General features: G+C 38.5%; 13 protein-coding genes and 1 tRNA gene. 8 read left to right on the top strand and 6 right to left on the bottom strand.

Translation table 11 applies throughout. The annotated features are described in order from the left end of the window. Positions 1–17 precede the first annotated feature (17 nt). On the bottom strand, positions 18–1,310 hold the full coding sequence (locus DD627_RS05065) for an aminotransferase class III-fold pyridoxal phosphate-dependent enzyme (RefSeq protein ID WP_260274755.1): 1,293 nt from the start codon (positions 1,308–1,310) through the stop codon (positions 18–20). A 103-nt stretch (positions 1,311–1,413) separates the two neighbouring features. Here DD627_RS05065 and DD627_RS05060 point away from each other — a divergent pair, with 103 nt between their 5' ends. The 3 genes from DD627_RS05060 to addA all read left to right on the top strand — a co-directional run bounded on the left by DD627_RS05060 (position 1,414) and on the right by addA (position 9,454). Beyond that, positions 1,414–2,019: an NAD(P)H-binding protein gene (locus DD627_RS05060; protein WP_260274756.1), complete on the top strand. Its 606-nt coding sequence runs from the start codon at positions 1,414–1,416 to the stop codon at positions 2,017–2,019. Positions 2,020–2,091: 72 nt separating this feature from the next. Further along, a complete protein-coding gene (locus tag DD627_RS05055) occupies positions 2,092–5,679 on the top strand; it encodes a PD-(D/E)XK nuclease family protein (RefSeq protein WP_260274757.1) in 3,588 nt (1,195 codons plus the stop codon). Further along, the gene (gene addA, locus DD627_RS05050; protein ID WP_260274758.1) at positions 5,666–9,454 is read left to right on the top strand and encodes a helicase-exonuclease AddAB subunit AddA; all 3,789 of its coding nucleotides are present in this window, start codon (positions 5,666–5,668) and stop codon (positions 9,452–9,454) included. The genes DD627_RS05055 and addA overlap by 14 nt, the downstream gene beginning before the upstream one ends. Before the next feature lie 10 nt (positions 9,455–9,464). On the opposite strand, the gene DD627_RS05045 is transcribed toward addA, so the two are convergent. Both DD627_RS05045 and DD627_RS05040 read right to left on the bottom strand, forming a co-directional pair. Next, entirely contained in the window at positions 9,465–9,989 is a 525-nt protein-coding gene (locus DD627_RS05045; protein ID WP_260274759.1) for a GNAT family N-acetyltransferase, read from the bottom strand. 246 nt (positions 9,990–10,235) lie between these two features. Continuing rightward, positions 10,236–10,448, bottom strand: coding sequence for a CsbD family protein (locus DD627_RS05040; RefSeq protein ID WP_260274760.1), 213 nt, complete (start codon positions 10,446–10,448; stop codon positions 10,236–10,238). Between the two features lie 159 nt (positions 10,449–10,607). Between DD627_RS05040 and DD627_RS05035 the strand changes: the two genes are divergently transcribed. After that, a complete protein-coding gene (locus DD627_RS05035; protein ID WP_260274761.1) occupies positions 10,608–11,252 on the top strand; it encodes an NAD(P)H-binding protein in 645 nt (214 codons plus the stop codon). A gap of 67 nt (positions 11,253–11,319) precedes the next feature. Here the strand turns inward: DD627_RS05035 and DD627_RS05030 are convergent, their stop codons facing one another. The 3 genes from DD627_RS05030 to DD627_RS05020 all read right to left on the bottom strand — a co-directional run bounded on the left by DD627_RS05030 (position 11,320) and on the right by DD627_RS05020 (position 13,229). Further along, positions 11,320–11,553, bottom strand: coding sequence for a hypothetical protein (locus tag DD627_RS05030; RefSeq protein ID WP_260274762.1), 234 nt, complete (start codon positions 11,551–11,553; stop codon positions 11,320–11,322). Between the two features lie 2 nt (positions 11,554–11,555). After that, positions 11,556–12,101, bottom strand: coding sequence for a CvpA family protein (locus tag DD627_RS05025; RefSeq protein ID WP_057782975.1), 546 nt, complete (start codon positions 12,099–12,101; stop codon positions 11,556–11,558). 1,055 nt (positions 12,102–13,156) lie between these two features. Then, positions 13,157–13,229, bottom strand: a tRNA-Ala gene (locus DD627_RS05020). Positions 13,230–13,552: 323 nt separating this feature from the next. On the opposite strand from DD627_RS05020, the gene DD627_RS05015 reads away from it, so the two are divergent. From DD627_RS05015 to DD627_RS05000, 4 genes are all read left to right on the top strand, one after another. Next, on the top strand, positions 13,553–14,494 hold the full coding sequence (locus DD627_RS05015; protein WP_260274763.1) for an alpha/beta hydrolase: 942 nt from the start codon (positions 13,553–13,555) through the stop codon (positions 14,492–14,494). Positions 14,495–14,660: 166 nt separating this feature from the next. Then, entirely contained in the window at positions 14,661–15,611 is a 951-nt protein-coding gene (locus DD627_RS05010; protein ID WP_057783007.1) for a diacylglycerol/lipid kinase family protein, read from the top strand. Between the two features lie 160 nt (positions 15,612–15,771). Continuing rightward, on the top strand, positions 15,772–16,599 hold the full coding sequence (locus tag DD627_RS05005) for an alpha/beta hydrolase (RefSeq protein ID WP_260274764.1): 828 nt from the start codon (positions 15,772–15,774) through the stop codon (positions 16,597–16,599). A gap of 124 nt (positions 16,600–16,723) precedes the next feature. Continuing rightward, positions 16,724–17,662: an aldo/keto reductase gene (locus DD627_RS05000; protein ID WP_375710190.1), complete on the top strand. Its 939-nt coding sequence runs from the start codon at positions 16,724–16,726 to the stop codon at positions 17,660–17,662. The last annotated feature ends 24 nt before the right edge of the window (positions 17,663–17,686 follow it).

Genomic DNA, 17,686 nt, shown 5'->3' with positions numbered 1-17,686 from the left:
ACTTTGACTAAGTTAAATTAAGCTAGTTTTTGTAAGCCATCACGAATAATTGCAATCCCAGTTTTGATTTCTTCTTCCGTGATTACTAGAGGCGGTTGAAATCTTAAAATGTGGTCCATAGTAGAAATCATAATCAGGCCATGTTCAAAACAGTACTCACTTAAGGCGGTCACAAAAGCAGATTTAGTGGCTTCAAATTCAATACCGCCATTTAATCCGATCATGCGCACCTGTTTGATAATTGGAAAGTCTTGTTGCAATTCTAAAAATTGGGTTTTGGCGAACACCCCCAATTGTTGCGAGCGTTGAGGTAGATTTAGCCTTTCAACCTCATCTAAAGTTGCCAAACCACCTGCACAACAGATTGGATTGGCTGCAGTAGTTGTGGCATTTGCAGGTGAAGCTAGACTATCCATGATTGGGACTTTTCCAATGACAGCTGAAAGTGGCATACCAGAGGCTAGTGATTTTCCAACAGCCATCAAATCAGGCTCTAAGTTAAAATGATCAATTGACCACATTTTGCCACTTCTGCCAAATCCTTGATTGATCTCGTCTGTACAAAACAAAATCCCGTTATCATGGCAGAGCTGATACAAACCTTGCATATAGTCATTGGGTGGCATGATGATACCCGCATCACCTTGAATCGGTTCAATCAGAATGGCCGCAATTTGGTCGGCAGGAATATCATGTTGAAACAAATCTCGAAGGTCGTCCAGATATCGTTTCGAAAAATCGGCCAAGGTTTCGTTTGGAAATCTTTTTTGCGGATCTGGGAATGGCAAATGGTGAATATCTGGCACTAATGGACCGATATCTCTATGCATATTGGCATCAATGGCTGAAAGGCTTGCCGCGCCTAAAGTTGTGCCATGCCATGAATTTTGAAACGTTAAAATAACGGAACGTTTGGTGTAGCTGCGGGCAAATTTCACAATCCCTTCGGCTGCTTCAGAACCAGAAGTGCTAAACGAAACCTGCTTTGGCGAGTTTCCAGGTGCTAGGAGTGCTAGGTGTTTAGCGAGTTCGATTGCTGGTTCATGATAAAAGTAGCCTGAAATATAGTGAACAAGTTTGTCAGCCTGTTGCTGAATTGCGGCCACTACATGGGGATTTCCATGACCGATATTGACTGCCGAAGCACTTGCTAAAAAATCAATGTAACTATTGCCATCAGCATCCCACACAGTAGCGTCTTTAGCGTGATCCACCACTAAATCAAACTTTGGAACTCGGCCGGCTGGAGCCACGTATTGATGATCCAGTGCGATCAAACGATGGCGATTTGGATTTTTTTCGAAACTCATTTACAACACTTCCCATAGTCATTAATTTGAATTGATTATAGCACAGCAATTTTTGTGAGTTCGTTTTATAATGATGTTACGACATATATGAGGAGCAATCGACATGAAACAGGTTTTGGTTATGGGTGTTGGTGATAGAGTTGGGCAGGCATTTTTCGAAGCTTGCCAAGGCGAAAAAAATAACGAACTTCAATTTAACTTCATTGAAGAAGAGGGAAATATTCCAGCAGGTTTTCAAAATATTCAAGTTGTTGACTTACAGGACGCTGAACAACTAACTGCCCATTTGACACCTGCAGATATTTTGGTTATTAATGTGAGTGGCTGGGACGTAGATTACGTCTTGGATGCGGTGATGGATGCCATTGAAGTTCATCGGATTAAATTAGAGAAAATCATTTTTCGATCCGTAGCCGGAGTCAATGCCGAATATCCAATTAAAAATATTCAAACAGTGACGCACGATCAAGAAGAGTTTGTAAAACAGCAACAGTATGCGGGCAAACTAGTCGACGAATCAGAAATTCCGTATACTATTTTGCGTCCGACAAATGTTTTAGATTCAACTGATCTAAGTTATCGGCTTGTGGATGAAGGGACCACCATGGACAGTGCAAAAGATGTGGGTGCAAAAGCCGTCGCTAAGGTAATTTTAGAAACCGTCAAAAGTGATCAGTACAAAAATCAATCCATTGGAATTTGTGGCTGAAAAATGTGGTTAAATCAAGTATAATAAAAATAAAACGAACATACGTGCGTATTTTTTTGATAGGAGGTTCTTATGACTTTAAAATTTATTTTAGGTAAGGCCAGTCGTGATCAACGACAGGCGATGATTGATGAAGTTGGTCAAGTTTTGGAGGCCGATTCGGAATCACAAGTTTATTACATTGTGCCTAATCATATCAAGTTTCAATCTGAATTAACTGTTTTAAATGCTTTACGAAAAAAGCACAACGGAAACGAGGCCACCTATGCCCAAAATCAATTGCAGGTGTTCTCGTTTTCACGATTGGCTTGGTATTTTATGAAAAATGAACCAATCTATCAAGTGCCAAGATTATCCAAGGCTGGCATAGGAATGTTAATCGACAGAATTATTTTGGAACATCAAGATGAACTGACGGTTTTTAATGGTGAACAGACGCAAACTGGCTTTATTCAACAACTAGCTAGTCAATTTGATGAACTTCAAAAGGGACGGATTACTGCTGAGGATTTTGAAACTTTGACTCAAAAAGTTAATGCTGACGAAAATTCCACAATTGATTTAACGGCCAAAATGCACGATTTAGCAATTATCTATACAGCTTTTGAAGAAGAAATGTTGGGAAATTATGTCGATAGCAATACGCTCATGGAAGCTTTGTGTGAGTACTTAGCCGAGCAAGATTTAAGTCACATGGTGTTTTTATTTGACAGCTTTTCGTCGCTTACGGCTCAAGAAATGAAGTTAGTGAAAGTCCTCATTCAAAAATCAAAAGCAGTGATTTTTAGTTTGACCCTGGATCACGCTTACACGGATTCGAAACCTCAAGAAGAAGATCTTTTTTACGAGTCAGCAAAGACCTATTATCAGCTGTATCATTTTGCGCACGCAAACGCCATAAAAATCAAGACAGATAGTTTTGCAGATCAAACACGGGTGAGTGCTGACCTTGTTAAACTTGAAAACTTCTGGCTCCAGGCGTCTAACATGCAGGATTCTCAACCCGAGAGTTTAACGGATGAAAATAGTATTCAAATTAGGCATGCAGATAGTCGCCAAACTGAAATTGAACAGGTCGCACGGCAGATTAGACAAATGGTCGCAAACGATCCGCAGATTCATTATCATGATTTTCTTGTATTGGCGCGCCATTTAGATACTTATGAAACAGTTTTAACACCAGTTATGACGGAATATGAAATCCCCCATTTTACTGATTTGCAGATTTCAATGAAGGATCATCCGTTTGTAGCTTTAATTGAAGCTTTGTTTGCAGTAAAGTCTCATTATTATCGCTATCAAGATGTGATGCGCCTCTTGAAAACTGAATTACTTATTCCAAAAATTGATGATAAATTTATGGATATTCAAGCCTTTCGCCAAGCAAAGGATTTAACTGAGAACTTAGTTTTGAAGAACGGTTATGAAGGTGGCAAATGGCTGCAAAAAGATGACTGGCAATATATGCGGTTTAATCCCAGTGATTTTGGTATTCAGTCTGATCGTGACATTGCGATTACTAAACAAGTCAATAGTATTCGCAATTACATTCGGCAAACTCTGCCACCGTTTTTCAAAGCTTTGGATCAGGCAAAAACAGGTAAGGAAGCTGTCACTGTTCTCTATCAATTTTTGATTAACCAAGGCGTGACTGAGCAACTTAAAAAATGGCGTGACACAGCGGTTAATGCGGGTGATTTAGCGAAGGGTGCCCAACCAGAACAAACCTGGCAGACCTTTTGTGACATGTTAGATGAGTATGTAGCCATTCTTGGAGATCGCGAGTTTACTGTGGATAATTTTGTGGCATTATTGGAAGCTGGTTTTGAAGGTGCTTCCTATTCATTAATTCCATCCACATTAGATCAAGTTATGATTTCTGAAACAGGGATGGCCCAGATGAATGATCGTAAGTACACCTTTATTATCGGGGCTACAGATGCGGTGATGCCAGAGCAGTTTAATGATCAAGGAATCTTGTCGGATGATGACTGTGCAGCTCTAAAAGACGACTTGTCTGACGAACAATTTTTTACTGATAATACGAATGAACAAGCGCATTTTGAGCGATATTTGAATTACGTGGCGTTCCTGTCGGGATGCCAAACAGTAAGCTTCTCGTACGCGGATACCAATAGTGACGGTATCAAACAAAAATTATCTCCGTATGTACAAGAAATTCGTGATCATTTTAAAATTGAAGTTCAGCGGAGTTTTGATCGCCCTCGTTTAGATGAAGAATCAGTCAGTGAGTTTTTAGGCTCAAAACGAAGTACGTTAACTCACCTGCTACAGGTGAGCCGTGATAGTAAAGATATTCAAAAAATGATTCAACCTAAATGGCAGTATATTTATCGTGTCTTAACTACCGATTTGCAGTTACGTCACCTAACCAACCGCGTATTTCAAAGTCTGAATTATAAAAACGAACCCGTTAAACTTCAACCAGAAATTGTCAGTGATTTATACGGGGATACCATCAATACTTCAATTTCAAAGTTAGAGGAATTTTATCAAAATGAATACGCCTATTTCTTGAAATATGGCTTGAAACTGCAGGAAAGGGATGTATTTGAACTTTCTCCAGCAAGTACTGGTGAATATTTCCATATGGTCTTAGATCACTTCGTAAAGCTGATTAACCAGGAACAAGTGGATATTGCCAATCTGTCTGATTCTGAGATGGAAAACTTCTTAAATGCTGTGGTTAAAGATATCAGAGATGAACCCCAGTTTGAAATTTTAAAAAGTTCAAATCGCATGCATTATATTAACAATCAATTGAACCAAACAATCAAGCAAATGTTGAAAATCTTCGTATTGCAAAGTTCTAGTTCCAAGATGCGTCCAATTAAGACCGAAGTTCTGTTTGGTCAAGTTGGGTCAGAGACTGGCATAAAGTCCTTAGATTTTGATGTTTCACCTACTCAGAAGGTGCGGGTTCGAGGCAAGATTGACCGAATCGATGAACTTAAATTAACTTCAGAATCGGGTAAATCAAGACAATATTTTGGCATTGTCGATTATAAGTCTAGCCAACACGATTTCAATTTTCGGGATGCCTATTATGGTTTGGCAATGCAAATGTTGACCTATATTGATGCTTTGAAGAAAAATATTGCCTTAATTGATCAGCACGCAGTGGATCCATTGCTATCAGGGGCACTGTACATGCATTTACAAAATCCATCCGTTGATATTGCTAAGCTAAAGACAGCAGATCCCAAGGAAGTTCAAGAGGCGCTATTGAAGGACACCAAATACAAAGGCATTATTTTAAGTGATCCGGAATTATTAGATAATTTGGATACGCGATTAGATTCAGGATCCTCGTTAATTTATCCATTCAGCAAGACTAAGGGTGGTAAGTACGGCTCAAGGAGTAATCAAATTGTGACGAAAGAAGATCTTGAGCGTTTGATTAAGCATGCCGAGAAAAAGATTGTGGAAGCTAGTCGAAAAATTTTTGCTGGTGAGTTGAAGTTGAATCCTGCTCGGTGGACGGATCAACACACGGCATTACAGTATTCACCATATAAAGCGATTATGCAGTTTGATGAGATGCTTCCGGAAAACAATTATCATAAATTGGAAAATTACAAAGCAAAAGATGTTCTAGAAATGTTAAAGGAAGAAGATGACAAGCATGGGCAAAACTAATTTTACGGATGATCAACGACATGCGATTTATCATGATGGTCATAATGTGCTTGTCTCTGCTTCTGCGGGTTCAGGTAAAACGTCGGTATTAGTTCAACGTGTGATTGAGAAAATCCTGAATGGGACAGATGTCGACAAATTATTAGTTGTGACTTTTACTGAAGCGGCAGCTAAGGAAATGCATGATCGAATTCAAAAAGCGATCAATGATCAAATGCGCGTCAAAAAGGAACCTGCTCAACGACAGCATTTATTTTCCCAGCTCACAAAGCTAAATACAGCCAATATCAGTACAATCCATGCGTTTTGTATGTCAATTATCAAACGCTATTATTATGTGATTGATTTGGATCCCATTTTTCGATTGCTAACAGACGAAACAGAAGGAATTTTGCTTCGCGAAGAGGTTTGGGGTGACTTGCGCGAATCATTGTATGAAACAGATGGTGATATTTTTGCACAGTTAACCGCCAATTTTTCAAATGATCGTAGCGATGATGGTTTTACTGATTTGATGCTGAAACTATACGATTTTGCAAATGCAACCCCCGATCCGAGAACTTGGTTATCCACGCTTTCTCAACCATATCAGATTGATGGAGATCTCGATGATACTTCGTTTTATAAAGAACAAGTTGTTCCAGTTATTAAAGATGAGCTAACTAATAGTTTGGAAGAAGCTCACTCTTTACAAGAACTTATTCAAAATGGTTCAGAAGATCTTGAAAAGCTGCGCCCCATTATTGATGCTGATGTGAATCAAATGCAAGAAATTTTAGATAGTGGATTATCTGACTGGAATGATTTACGAGGGAAACTCCGTAGTTTAGATTTCAAGAGTATGAGCGGGGGTAAAAGAAACGATGAAGTGAAAGAATTTAAGGCACGTGTCAAAGAGGTGCGTGGGGATACAAACCATAAAAATGGGTACAAAATGCGGATTCAGGAACTGACGCAAAAGTATTTCAGTTTAGACAAGGACCAGATGACAAAGGTCATGAAGCAGTCTGAAGCACTGATTACAGAGTTAGCCAAAGTTACAAGTGCCTTTAGGGATGCCTACGCTAAAGAAAAACGGCATCGACAGATTCTTGATTTCAGTGATCTTGAGCATTTTGCAATGCAAATTTTGAATGGCCCGTCAGCAGAGTCAAAAAGTGCTCGTGCCGCTTATCAAAAACAATTCGAAGAAGTCATTGTGGATGAGTACCAAGATATTAATCCCATTCAAGAAGCTATTTTGACCAGTGTGACTACTGAAGACCCGGGTAACATGTTTATGGTGGGGGATGTCAAACAGTCCATTTATGCTTTCCGGTTGGCCGATCCGCATCTATTTATCAGCAAAGATCGAGCTTATCAATCAGATGATTTAACGGGAGAACGCATTATTTTGTCACAAAATTTCCGTTCGGTCAAAAACGTTGATGCATTCACTAATTTAATTTTTGAACAGTTAATGGATCGTAAGTTGGGTGAAATTGCTTATGATGATGACGCTAAACTGGTATATGGCGCAATATACTATCCAGAAAAAGATCATAAGGGAGAAGCAATTTCAAAGAGCACCGAAGTTCTTGTTTATGATGATGAGAAACAGACCAGCAGCCGGCCGAACGATGAGGTTGAAGCAGGTAGTTTTGAAATCGATGATAAATCACGAGGACAAGTTGCCATTGCGGGCCAACGAATTAAAGAGTTAATTGAAAATAAAACGGAAATTTACGATCGACAAATTAATGACTGTCGGAAATTAACTTATGGGGATATTGTTTTGTTAACGCCAACCAGAAAAAACAATTTAACTATCGTAGCGTTGTTTAAACAGATGGGGATCCCAGTTGTGGTAAATGATGCACAAAACTATTTTCAAACCACCGAAATTGCCATTATGATGGCATTGTTGAAGATTATTGATAACCCTTATCAAGATATTCCGTTAGCTGCCGTTTTGCGATCCCCAATTGTGGGTTTGAATGAAAACGAATTAGCTTTCTTACGAATTAATAATCGGACCGGAGACTATTTCCAGGCAGTTAAAGATTTTCAGAGTAATTTTAAGGATAACGAAACGAATGAATTTCAAAATCAGTTATTTGCAAAGGTAACACACTTTTTGGAACAGTTGACGCATTTTCAAGATATTGCAAATCAAAATCAATTAGCCACTTTGATTTGGACAATTTATGATGAAACTGGTTTCTTGGATTATGTGGGTGGCATGCCAGCTGGTCAGCAACGTCAAGCCAACTTAAATGCGCTATATGATCGCGCAAGAAGTTATGAACAAAGCAGTTTCAAAGGTCTATTTCAATTTGTTCGCTTCATTGAAAGGATGCAAAAGCAGAGCAAAGATTTGGCTGAGATTCCTGTGACTAGTGATGAGGCTGCTGTAAAGGTCATGACTATTCATGGGAGTAAGGGTCTTGAATTTCCAGTGGTATTTTTGATGGATGCGTCTCATCAATTTAATACAACTTCTATGAAGGACAGGTACATTCTGGATTCGAAAGCTGGAATTGGGATCACCTATCTTGACCCGAATACACGAATAAAAGTAGATACACCACAAAAACTATCGATTTTAGATCAGGTAAAACGGAATAGTTTGGCTGAAAACATGAGACAACTTTATGTGGCTTTAACCCGTGCCCAACAAAAACTCATCATTGTAGGCGCCTGTGACGCTCAAGAAAAAATCTTAAAGAAATGGCAAACAGCTTCACGCAGTAAAGAGATGTTACTGACAGAAGCCACACGATTAACCACTCATAATTTCTTAGACTGGATAGGAGAAGCCCTAATTCGCCATCCTAGTTTTGATCAAGGTAGCGAAGACCAAACCCAACTTGCTGAATTAAGCGGAGATACGACTAAGTTTGAAGTTCAGTTTAAGACAAAGACAGATCTGCAAGATGTTGCCATTATGCAGGCTGGAAAGCCCCAAAAAGATTGGTGGCAGAAATTTCAAACGGCTACGCAAAAATTAGATGTCAGTGATCTAAATACGTATCAAATTGATCAAGTTTTAAACTTGAAATATCCGCATCAGGTAGCGACTGAAACAACTGCATATCAATCTGTATCTGAAGTGAAGCGATTATTTGATGATCCGGATAGTTTGGAAATGACACAGTCCACTGTTGAACGCGATCGAAAGCTAAAAGTGCAGAATCGATATGTTTCAAATGAGCTAGCAACACCAAAATTTTTACAAACTACTGTCAAACCAAAACCAACTGAAATAGGAACGGCCACGCATTTAGTATTACAAGAAATTTCGTTAAAAACGAAGCCTACCGAGGATAGTGTTCGGGATCTGATTGCTAAACTGGTTACCAACAAAGTGTTAAGTCCAGAAGTTGCCAACTTAATTGAAGTTCAGAACATTTTACGATTCTTTGATTCTCAGTTGGGAAACCTATTACTGGCACATCCTGATCGGGTTCACCGAGAAGTACCATTCTCACTACTGATGCCAGCTAACCAATTATTTAGTGGTTTTAAGGACTTCTCGGATACAGAAGAAACGCAAATCCTGATTCACGGAATTATTGATGGTTATATTGTCATCGATAAGCGAGCAATTTTGTTTGACTATAAGACGGACTACGTTAAACCAGGAAGCACAAAAAATGGAGTTCAAAATATCATTAATCGTTATGCCGGCCAGGTTAATTTATACGCGGCAGCATTGACAGATATTTTAAAAATCCCAGTAGAAGAACGCTATTTGTATTTACTTTCAATTGGTGAACTCGTTGAAGTTCATTAAATAAATCACTTTATATAAAAAGTTGATAGGCCAGTCGTAACTCAGATGGATCGTGGTCCATTAATACTGTTCCGCGATAGTCAAAGCCACTTTTGGTTATTAAGTGTTGCATCAGTTTGTTATCGGGGTGAGTATCAATGCGGACCTGATGGTAGCCAAACTGACTTGAAAGCGTGAGTAATCCAGAGATCATCTTTTCAGATAAGTGTTGACCGCGAAAATCTGACGACATGGCAGTACGCTGAATAGCGGTGTATTTAGCATCCGCGGCACCTTGCCAAGCACCATCAGCGATCACATCGTAATTTGAATCATGATCGGGGAGTAAGGCTGCTGTTCCCGCGATTTGATTATCAATTATTAGCACATAGCCGATTTGATTTTTGACATCGGCTTCAAGTGCTTCTAAGTCTGGGTAGCCATCCTGCCACTGATCAATGCCTTGAGCTTTCAGAAATTCTTTAGCAGATGTAATAATTTTTGAAACAGTTGGTAAATCTTCAAGGGTTGTTTTGCGTAAATATGAAACCATCAATGAAGCCACTTCCTCAATGTTTTTTAAAAATCAATTTTAGCGCAATTTAACTACGCTGTCATTAAAATGATTAATATACGGTAAAAAAGCTTGTTTCTGTAAAACTGAAGTTCAGTTTTCTGGAGACAAGCTTTTTCGATGCAGGTAAATTTTACCTTTTGAGGGCTTTGCTTGTTTGATAGAAAAATGCAGCAAAAAAATAGCATTAGAAAATCAATCTGATTTCCTAATGCTATCCTTTTTAGCCTAGATATTATCTTTGTCATCAACGTGCTTGTTGATCTTTTTAGCTGCTTTATCTTTTACGTCAGCAGCCTTATCTTTAAGCTTACCTTTTTCTTTTTGTGTTTTACCTTCTAACTCTTTGGAATCATCGTGGGTCATTTTCCCAATAGTTCCTTTGGCTTTACCAGCGGCCTTATCTTTTAATGCGTCTAACTTATCATTAGCTTTTGACATTTTGAAAACCTCCTTATGGTTTATATAATTATTATCTTTGATTTTGGGGGAATCGTCAATGTGTTTGCTTATGAATGGAATAATGTTGGAGTGTAAATAGTTGAAACTCAAACTGTAAGTATTATAATTACAATTGAAATCAAGAAAGGGGTTTTCTAAATGAGTAAAATTATTATTTTGGGGGCAGCTGGACACATTGCACGCCTGGCCGCAAAGCAATTAATTAAAGAAACAGATGATCAATTAAAGTTGTTTGTCCGCCATCCTAAGAAGTTGACCGATGTTGATAAGAATCGTGAAACGGTAGTTGTTGGTGATGTAAATAATGAATCAGAATTAGCAGCTGCATTAAAAGGACAAGATTTGGTGTATGCCAACTTAGGTCCGGATGATACGGATAAAATGATTCCTCATATTGTGAATGCCATGCATGAAGCTGGCTTGAAACGGTTGATCTGGATTTCAACTTTAGGTGTGTTCGATGAGGTTCCTGGTAAGTTTGGTGATTGGAATAAACAAATGCTCAATCCGAGTGGTTATCTTCCAACTCAATCCAAGGCAGCTAGTGAAATTGAAGCTTCCGACTTGGATTACACGATTATTCGTCCCAACTGGTTAACAAATAAGGATGAAGTGGATTATGAAGTGACGGGCCGCCATGATGAGATGAAGGGGACTGAAGTTTCGCGTAAGTCAGTAGCAGATTATGTGGTCAAACTTGTTCAGAATCCCAAAAAAGATGTTCGGACATCTACAGGGTTAAACAAACCAAATACAGATGGTGATAAACCAAGTTTTTATTAGAGTTTATAAAAAATGATCAATTGAAAGTCGGGTAAAATTCCGAATCAATTGATCATTTTTTTAACTATTAAATTATTTTTGACTTAAAATCATGGGTTGCTGAATCATATTCGTGTTTATAAAGTAAGTTTTCGTGTTTTTCGAAAAAGACGTTACTGTATTGGGGATCAAGATAGAAAAATGAGCTATCTTCACCGTTTTTAAACAAAATACCGGCCTCAGGATCCGTGACTTCTGTCAATGAGGCAGTGGGAGTTGCTAGATGAGAAGCGATATATTTTTTAATCAATCGATAGTTCATGGTTAGTTTTCCTCGTTTGAAATTGTATTAGTCGTCGTTGTTTCATCAGTGTTGAGAATGTATTTACTCAAAATATCTGACGAAATTCCGGGCGTCTTTTTGATGATAAATTGCGCCACTTGTGAATCTGAAAGCTGGGCTTGATAAGTGTCGTTGGGCAGAAATTGGCTCACAATTAATAGAATAAAAATGACAAAATAAGCAATCACAAGGCTAATAAGGCCACCTGCCAGTCCGTTGACTTGTTTAATGACCGGAATCCACGTGATTAAACGGGACCAGCGTGCGATCAGACGCACTAATAGCCAGCCAATGGCCATGAGAATGAAAAATGAAACGGAGCTCATCATGGCAGTGCTGCTGGTGGAGCTTTGGTCACTGCTAAAAGTTGTGGATAGGAACTCGGCAACTGGCGTACAAAGGACTTTGGCAAAGATAAAGACGGCAAAATAACCGATTGTATACAGAAGCTCGATAACAAATCCTTTATGGAGCCCACTGATGAATTTCCATAATAATATAGCAAGAATGATAATCGAGAGAAGCATCACGCAACCTCCTTTAAAATGAATACTCTGAATTTACCATATTTCACAAAGAATTGCTTGTGGGTAGTGGAAACTTAATACAATTTAAATGAGTGTGGCAAGGATGTGGGAGATTGCTGGGAATGAAAAATCAGTATCCATAGAAGCTGTAATGGATACCGATTTACATATATTGTATCAGTCTTTTCGAGTGCTTCCTATAGTTTTGAGTGTACCATCTTTTATGGGTTCAGATGAGCATTCTAAGGCAGATTCAGCTTGTTTTTCATATGGGGAATTGTATGTAACTGTGAAGGTAAAGACACGTAAGGGTTGATTTTTATTTTTGCTGTTACTGCTTGTCAAAAAACAGCAAAACGTGTACCATTGTTTTGTAAACAAAAAAGAACTAGGGATGTTCCTCCCCAGTCCGTGTGGTCAGTATATGCTTGCAACTTGTAAAATAACTTGTTAGCGCTGATTGTTAATAGATTGCTTTATCTTAAACCGTTGCCTCCAAGCAAAGCGGTTTTTTATTTTGTCTACAAAACCTTACATACCATAAGTGTTAAACACAACACGATAATAATAATTGTACCTAAAACACCAAACTGTACACGTTCTGAAAGACCATGCATAGCATTAATAGTTTCAGGGAACCATCTAAATTTTGGTAACACTGGATAGACGCTGTCCCCAGTACTCCACATAATTAAATGTCAAAACAAAAAGTTTTTGCATTGGCATCGCCTCCGTTTTTAAATTTCAGCGCTACCATGCAATTTCACAAATACACTTATCACAATAATAAGGATAGCACAAAAAAAGTTAAAATAAGGTCTTGAAATTAAGTGGTAAATGGTATTGGTTTTTAAGATTAATGTTATTGACTGTCACCACAAAAAAATTGTTATCCAAAATGGATAACAGTTATTCCCGACCGCAAGGGCTTATTAAATTATCTTAAGTTATTTCGTGAATGTCCTTTGATGATTAAAAAACAATACAAAACTAAATAAAAAGACTGATACAGCAGGCATTTAAGCCACATGTCTGTATCAGTATTTTCCTATCAATGGACCCTAACGGATTTGAACCGTCGACCTCTTGCATGCGAAGCAAGCGCTCTCCCAGCTGAGCTAAGGGCCCAAAAAGCTTACTTAATTAGTATACCGCAAAATTAGTGAAGAGAGAATTCAAAATTTAATTGAAATTTTGGAAATGTTTTTGCTTTATGAAAATCATTGAATTATGATTCTTAATCAACTATTGAATTATAAGTATCAATAAAATTAATGTATTTAGCTGACGCGCCCGTGCAAATGCACAAAATTACCACCAATTCAAAACGATTTTCACATTTTCATCATCAAACTAAGATATAATAAAGAAGAAAAGGGTTTCACTAATTGAAACTATTCAAATGGTGAAGCGACCACTTTAATATAAAAAGATTGATTGGAGATGATGACGTGCATACAAAAAAAGCTTTAAAAATCGCCGGCATATCGTTGATTGGTGTGGCAGCCAGCCTAGGCATTAGCAGTTTAGTGAGTTATCAGATGGGAATTATCAATTCTGATGCGCATAAACGACGCGCAATTCGGAATGCTCGCAGTAAAGACAACACGCCAGACACATATAATTGGTATAAGCAACTGATTAAGCAGACGTGGTTTATTCGTGCGGAAGATGGCATTCATTTAGTGGCCGCCTATATTTCAAACAATAGTGATAAAACAGTCATTCTCGCGCATGGGTACCATCATGCCCATGAACAAATGATTCCGTATGCTAAATTATTTATGGATTTGGGCTACAATGTTTTGATGCCAGACGCTCGGGGCCACGGAGTAAGTGACGGAAATATTGTCGGTTTTGGCTGGCTAGATCGACGTGACTACATTAAATGGATTGAAGAAATCAATTCGCGTAGCAAAACACCTCAACAAATTGTTTTATTTGGGATCAGCATGGGAGCTGCAACTGTATTGGCCACAGCAGGTGAACCTGATTTACCTGACAATGTAAAAGCTGTAGTGGAAGATAGTGGCTTCAGTTCGGCCCAGAAAGAATTTAGTTATCGTTTAGGGCATCATTTTTATTTACCCCCATTTATTAGCACGTTTGTGAGTTTAATGACGCGAGTTACTGGCGGTTATTCCTTAAAAGAAGCCGATATTGCGCATCAAGCGTCAAATATTACCATCCCAGTTTTGATGATTCACGGGGATGCCGACCGTTACGTGCCGGTTGAAATGATGGCAGAAATTAAAGCATCACTGGCAAAACAATTGCCTAAGGAAAGTCATGAAGTTCCGGGCGCAGATCACGTGGAATCACGCTTAACAGATCCGCAAAAATATCAACAGACCATTGCCCATTTCTTGAAGCAGTGGATAAAAGAGGCTTAATCAATGAAGGATTGCATCCACGAAATATTAGGGTGCAATCCTTTACTGTTTTTTCATGTTTAACTTTTATAAAAAATCAGTTAAGGTCGCAATAGGGCTGGTTTATGTGTGAATTCATATGTTAAACTAATTCGTAATGATTACAAGTTAAGTGTGGTGAATTCAAATGACAGAAATACGACCGAGTTTTTTGATGGTGGTAAATGTCTTTGCGGGAGCAGGGAAAGCTAAGCATATCTGGCAAAAAATTGAAGTTCAATTGAAGGAAGAAAAGGTTGATTATCGGGTAATGATGACCAACCATCCTGGACATGGCGTCCAATTGGCGACTGATTTTGCCCTCCGTCATAAGTATGATGCAAAATGGGTCGTTGTGGCTGTTGGCGGCGATGGAACTTTACATGAAGTTTTAAACGGATTGCATCGTGGTGGGGGCGATCAAATTCCATTAGGTTATATTCCGGCTGGATCTGGAAATGATTTTGCCCGCGGAATCAATTTGCCAACTCAACCGTTAGTGGCGTTGCAAAAACTTCTTGAAGTTCAGCATGCGACTAGCTTAGATGTGGGCGCCTATCAAAATCGATTGGATTCACACGCCACTCTGTTTACAAATAACGTGGGAATTGGGTTTGATGCTTCGGTGGTTCATGCTGCCAATGCTGGTCAAAAAGACCATTTGCGTAAATATCATTTGGAGTCCGGCGCATACGTCTCTTCTTTAATTAAAACCTTTTTCAAACAAAAATCCTTTGGTTTATCTGTAAAAACGGAACAGGATCAGCACCGGTTTAATCGTGCGTTTTTGGTCACGACCACCAATATTAAATATTTTGGTGGTGGGGTTCCGATTATGCCAATTGCTGATTTACATGATGGTAAATTGGACTTAATTGTTGTGGAACAAATTGGCGTGTTACGCTTTGTAAAGCTATTCGGTGAAATGCTGACTACTGGTAATCACCTTAAGTCATCTGCTGTTCACCATTTTCGTTCGCAACGATTACATATTCAAACTGATTTACCTGAAAACGGTCAGGTAAATGGTGAAAATATTCAAAAGCAAAAATTTGATCTGAATTTTTGGGTAACTCAGCGACCATTTTGGATTAGTTAAACATTTACAAGTAATGACTAGCGCGTTTAGACAATCGTTGTCTAGACGCGTTTTATGTACACACGTAGAGCTTTCTTTTGCCCTCATAAAATAGTAGAATGAGCGATGTTGCCTATTAAGTAGGGTGGCAACCTAATTTAAATGTAAATGGGGGATTTAAATGAATGCAGCAACCATTTTTGTTCACGGTTTTAATGGTGGCGTGGGCTCAACAAGTCATATGATTTCAGCGGCTCAACATGCAGGTTGGGCCAAACAAATCATGACGGCAACCATTACGCGTTATGGTCGAATCTCTATTACCGGTTCTGAAAAAATGAATGTTAAAAATCCAATTATCCAAGTTTTGTTTGAAAATAATCGTGCCCCAGAGTTTGTTCAAATCAATTGGTTACATAGTTTGTTGATCCTCCTAAAACGAGAGTTCAATGTGATGGAATATAACGGTGTTGGTCACTCTTTAGGTAGCAACGATCTTGTCAATGAAGCGTTAATGTATGGGGATGATTTGCGGGTGCCTAAACTAAAAAAGTTGGTGACCATAGCTGGACCCTTTAATGGGCTTCGTGGTTTCTTGCATGCCAAATCGGTTCCTGCGTTATTAAAGATGGATCATCGTCCCTCGCATCAAACCAGACATTTTAAACGAATGTTGCAGTATCGTGATCATTTTCCAAAGGACGTTCAATTATTCAACGTTGTGGGCAAAGTCGATGGCTACTTGGATAACGATTGTTTCGTGTCAGTGAACTCTGCTCGATCTGTTAAATACTTGTTACACGGAGTTTTAAAGGATTATCGAGAACTCTTAATTACAGGCGAAGAAGGATATCATTGCAGTTTAAATCATAATCCAATGGTTTTTAATGCTCTAAATGAGTTTTTATGGGATGATTATGTGACATTGCCTAATATGCAAACCCGTAATGTGCCAATCAGTGCTTCTGAATTAAATGAAACTAACGCACTAGCTTCGAATGTGGGATAAACCTGCACAAGGGCTATTTTTTTAAGATTTAATTTAGTTTGCTGATTTGAGCCAAATTATATGCTTTTTTAATGAATGGCGTTCAGAATGGAAGATGTGATTAAGTCTATATAGGAGGCAAATAATGGTAGAAAAAGTAAAAATTGGTAAAACAGATGTGTTGGGAACACCACTTGGCTTAGGAACCAATGCGGTTGGTGGACATAATTTATTCCCTAATTTAAATGACGCTGAGGGAGTTAAAATTGTTAAAACGGCTTTGAATAACGGAATCAACTTTCTAGACACAGCCTATGCCTATGGATTCGGCCGTTCGGAAGAGTTAATTGGTCAGGCAATTCAGGGCTATGATCGTAAAAAAATTGTGATTGCAACCAAGGCCGCACAAACGCCAGGACATCCCGATCAACTAGATAATTCACCTGAGTTTTTAAAACAGGCTGTCGAAGATGTCCTTAAACGTTTGAAAACAAGTTACATTGATATTTTCTATATTCATTTTCCAGATGGTAAAACACCGTTAAACGAAGCAGTTAAAGCCTTAGATGAAAAACGACAAGAGGGTAAAATTAAAGCGATTGGGATTTCAAATGTGAGCCTTGATCAGGTTAAAGAAGCCAATAAAGACGGGTTAGTTGATATTGTGGAAAATCAATATAGCTTGATTCATCGGGATGCAGAAAAAGAATTGATGCCTTATTTGAAAGCTAATAACATTTCGTTTGTACCGTTTTTCCCATTGGCATCTGGTTTATTAACTGGAAAGTATTCCAGCGTAGTTTCATTTGCTTCGGATGACATTCGGCATAGTAACCCGGATTTTCGTGGTGAGCGTTTTGCCAAAATTATCAAACAGGTTCAAAAAGTACAACCGATTGCTGATAAATATCAGGCAACCATTGCCCAAATTGCGTTAGCATGGTATATTAAAAATCCAGACGTCACAGTGGTTATTCCGGGCGCCAAACAGGCTAAACAGGTTGAGGCAAACGCAGGTGCGCAAAAAGTTACCCTATCCAAAGAAGAATATGATACAATTAACTCATTGTTCAAAGACTTATAAAAAGTAAGTGTTTGACAACTAAAG

Source organism: Pediococcus sp. (assembly GCF_003533255.1).
GTDB lineage: Bacteria > Bacillota > Bacilli > Lactobacillales > Lactobacillaceae > Pediococcus > Pediococcus parvulus.
This window is presented reverse-complemented; position numbering and strand designations above follow the sequence as displayed.

Excerpts from the sequence above, each read along its gene's own strand:
- DD627_RS05065 (WP_260274755.1), bottom strand. The coding sequence starts at position 1,310 with ATGAGTTTCGAAAAAAATCCAAATCGCCATCGTTTGATCGCACTGGAT.
- DD627_RS05060 (WP_260274756.1), top strand. The coding sequence starts at position 1,414 with ATGAAACAGGTTTTGGTTATGGGTGTTGGTGATAGAGTTGGGCAGGCA.
- DD627_RS05055 (WP_260274757.1), top strand. The coding sequence starts at position 2,092 with ATGACTTTAAAATTTATTTTAGGTAAGGCCAGTCGTGATCAACGACAG.
- addA (WP_260274758.1), top strand. The coding sequence starts at position 5,666 with ATGGGCAAAACTAATTTTACGGATGATCAACGACATGCGATTTATCAT.
- DD627_RS05040 (WP_260274760.1), bottom strand. The coding sequence starts at position 10,448 with ATGTCAAAAGCTAATGATAAGTTAGACGCATTAAAAGATAAGGCCGCT.
- DD627_RS05035 (WP_260274761.1), top strand. The coding sequence starts at position 10,608 with ATGAGTAAAATTATTATTTTGGGGGCAGCTGGACACATTGCACGCCTG.
- DD627_RS05030 (WP_260274762.1), bottom strand. The coding sequence starts at position 11,553 with ATGAACTATCGATTGATTAAAAAATATATCGCTTCTCATCTAGCAACT.
- DD627_RS05025 (WP_057782975.1), bottom strand. The coding sequence starts at position 12,101 with ATGCTTCTCTCGATTATCATTCTTGCTATATTATTATGGAAATTCATC.
- DD627_RS05010 (WP_057783007.1), top strand. The coding sequence starts at position 14,661 with ATGACAGAAATACGACCGAGTTTTTTGATGGTGGTAAATGTCTTTGCG.
- DD627_RS05005 (WP_260274764.1), top strand. The coding sequence starts at position 15,772 with ATGAATGCAGCAACCATTTTTGTTCACGGTTTTAATGGTGGCGTGGGC.
- DD627_RS05000 (WP_375710190.1), top strand. The coding sequence starts at position 16,724 with ATGGTAGAAAAAGTAAAAATTGGTAAAACAGATGTGTTGGGAACACCA.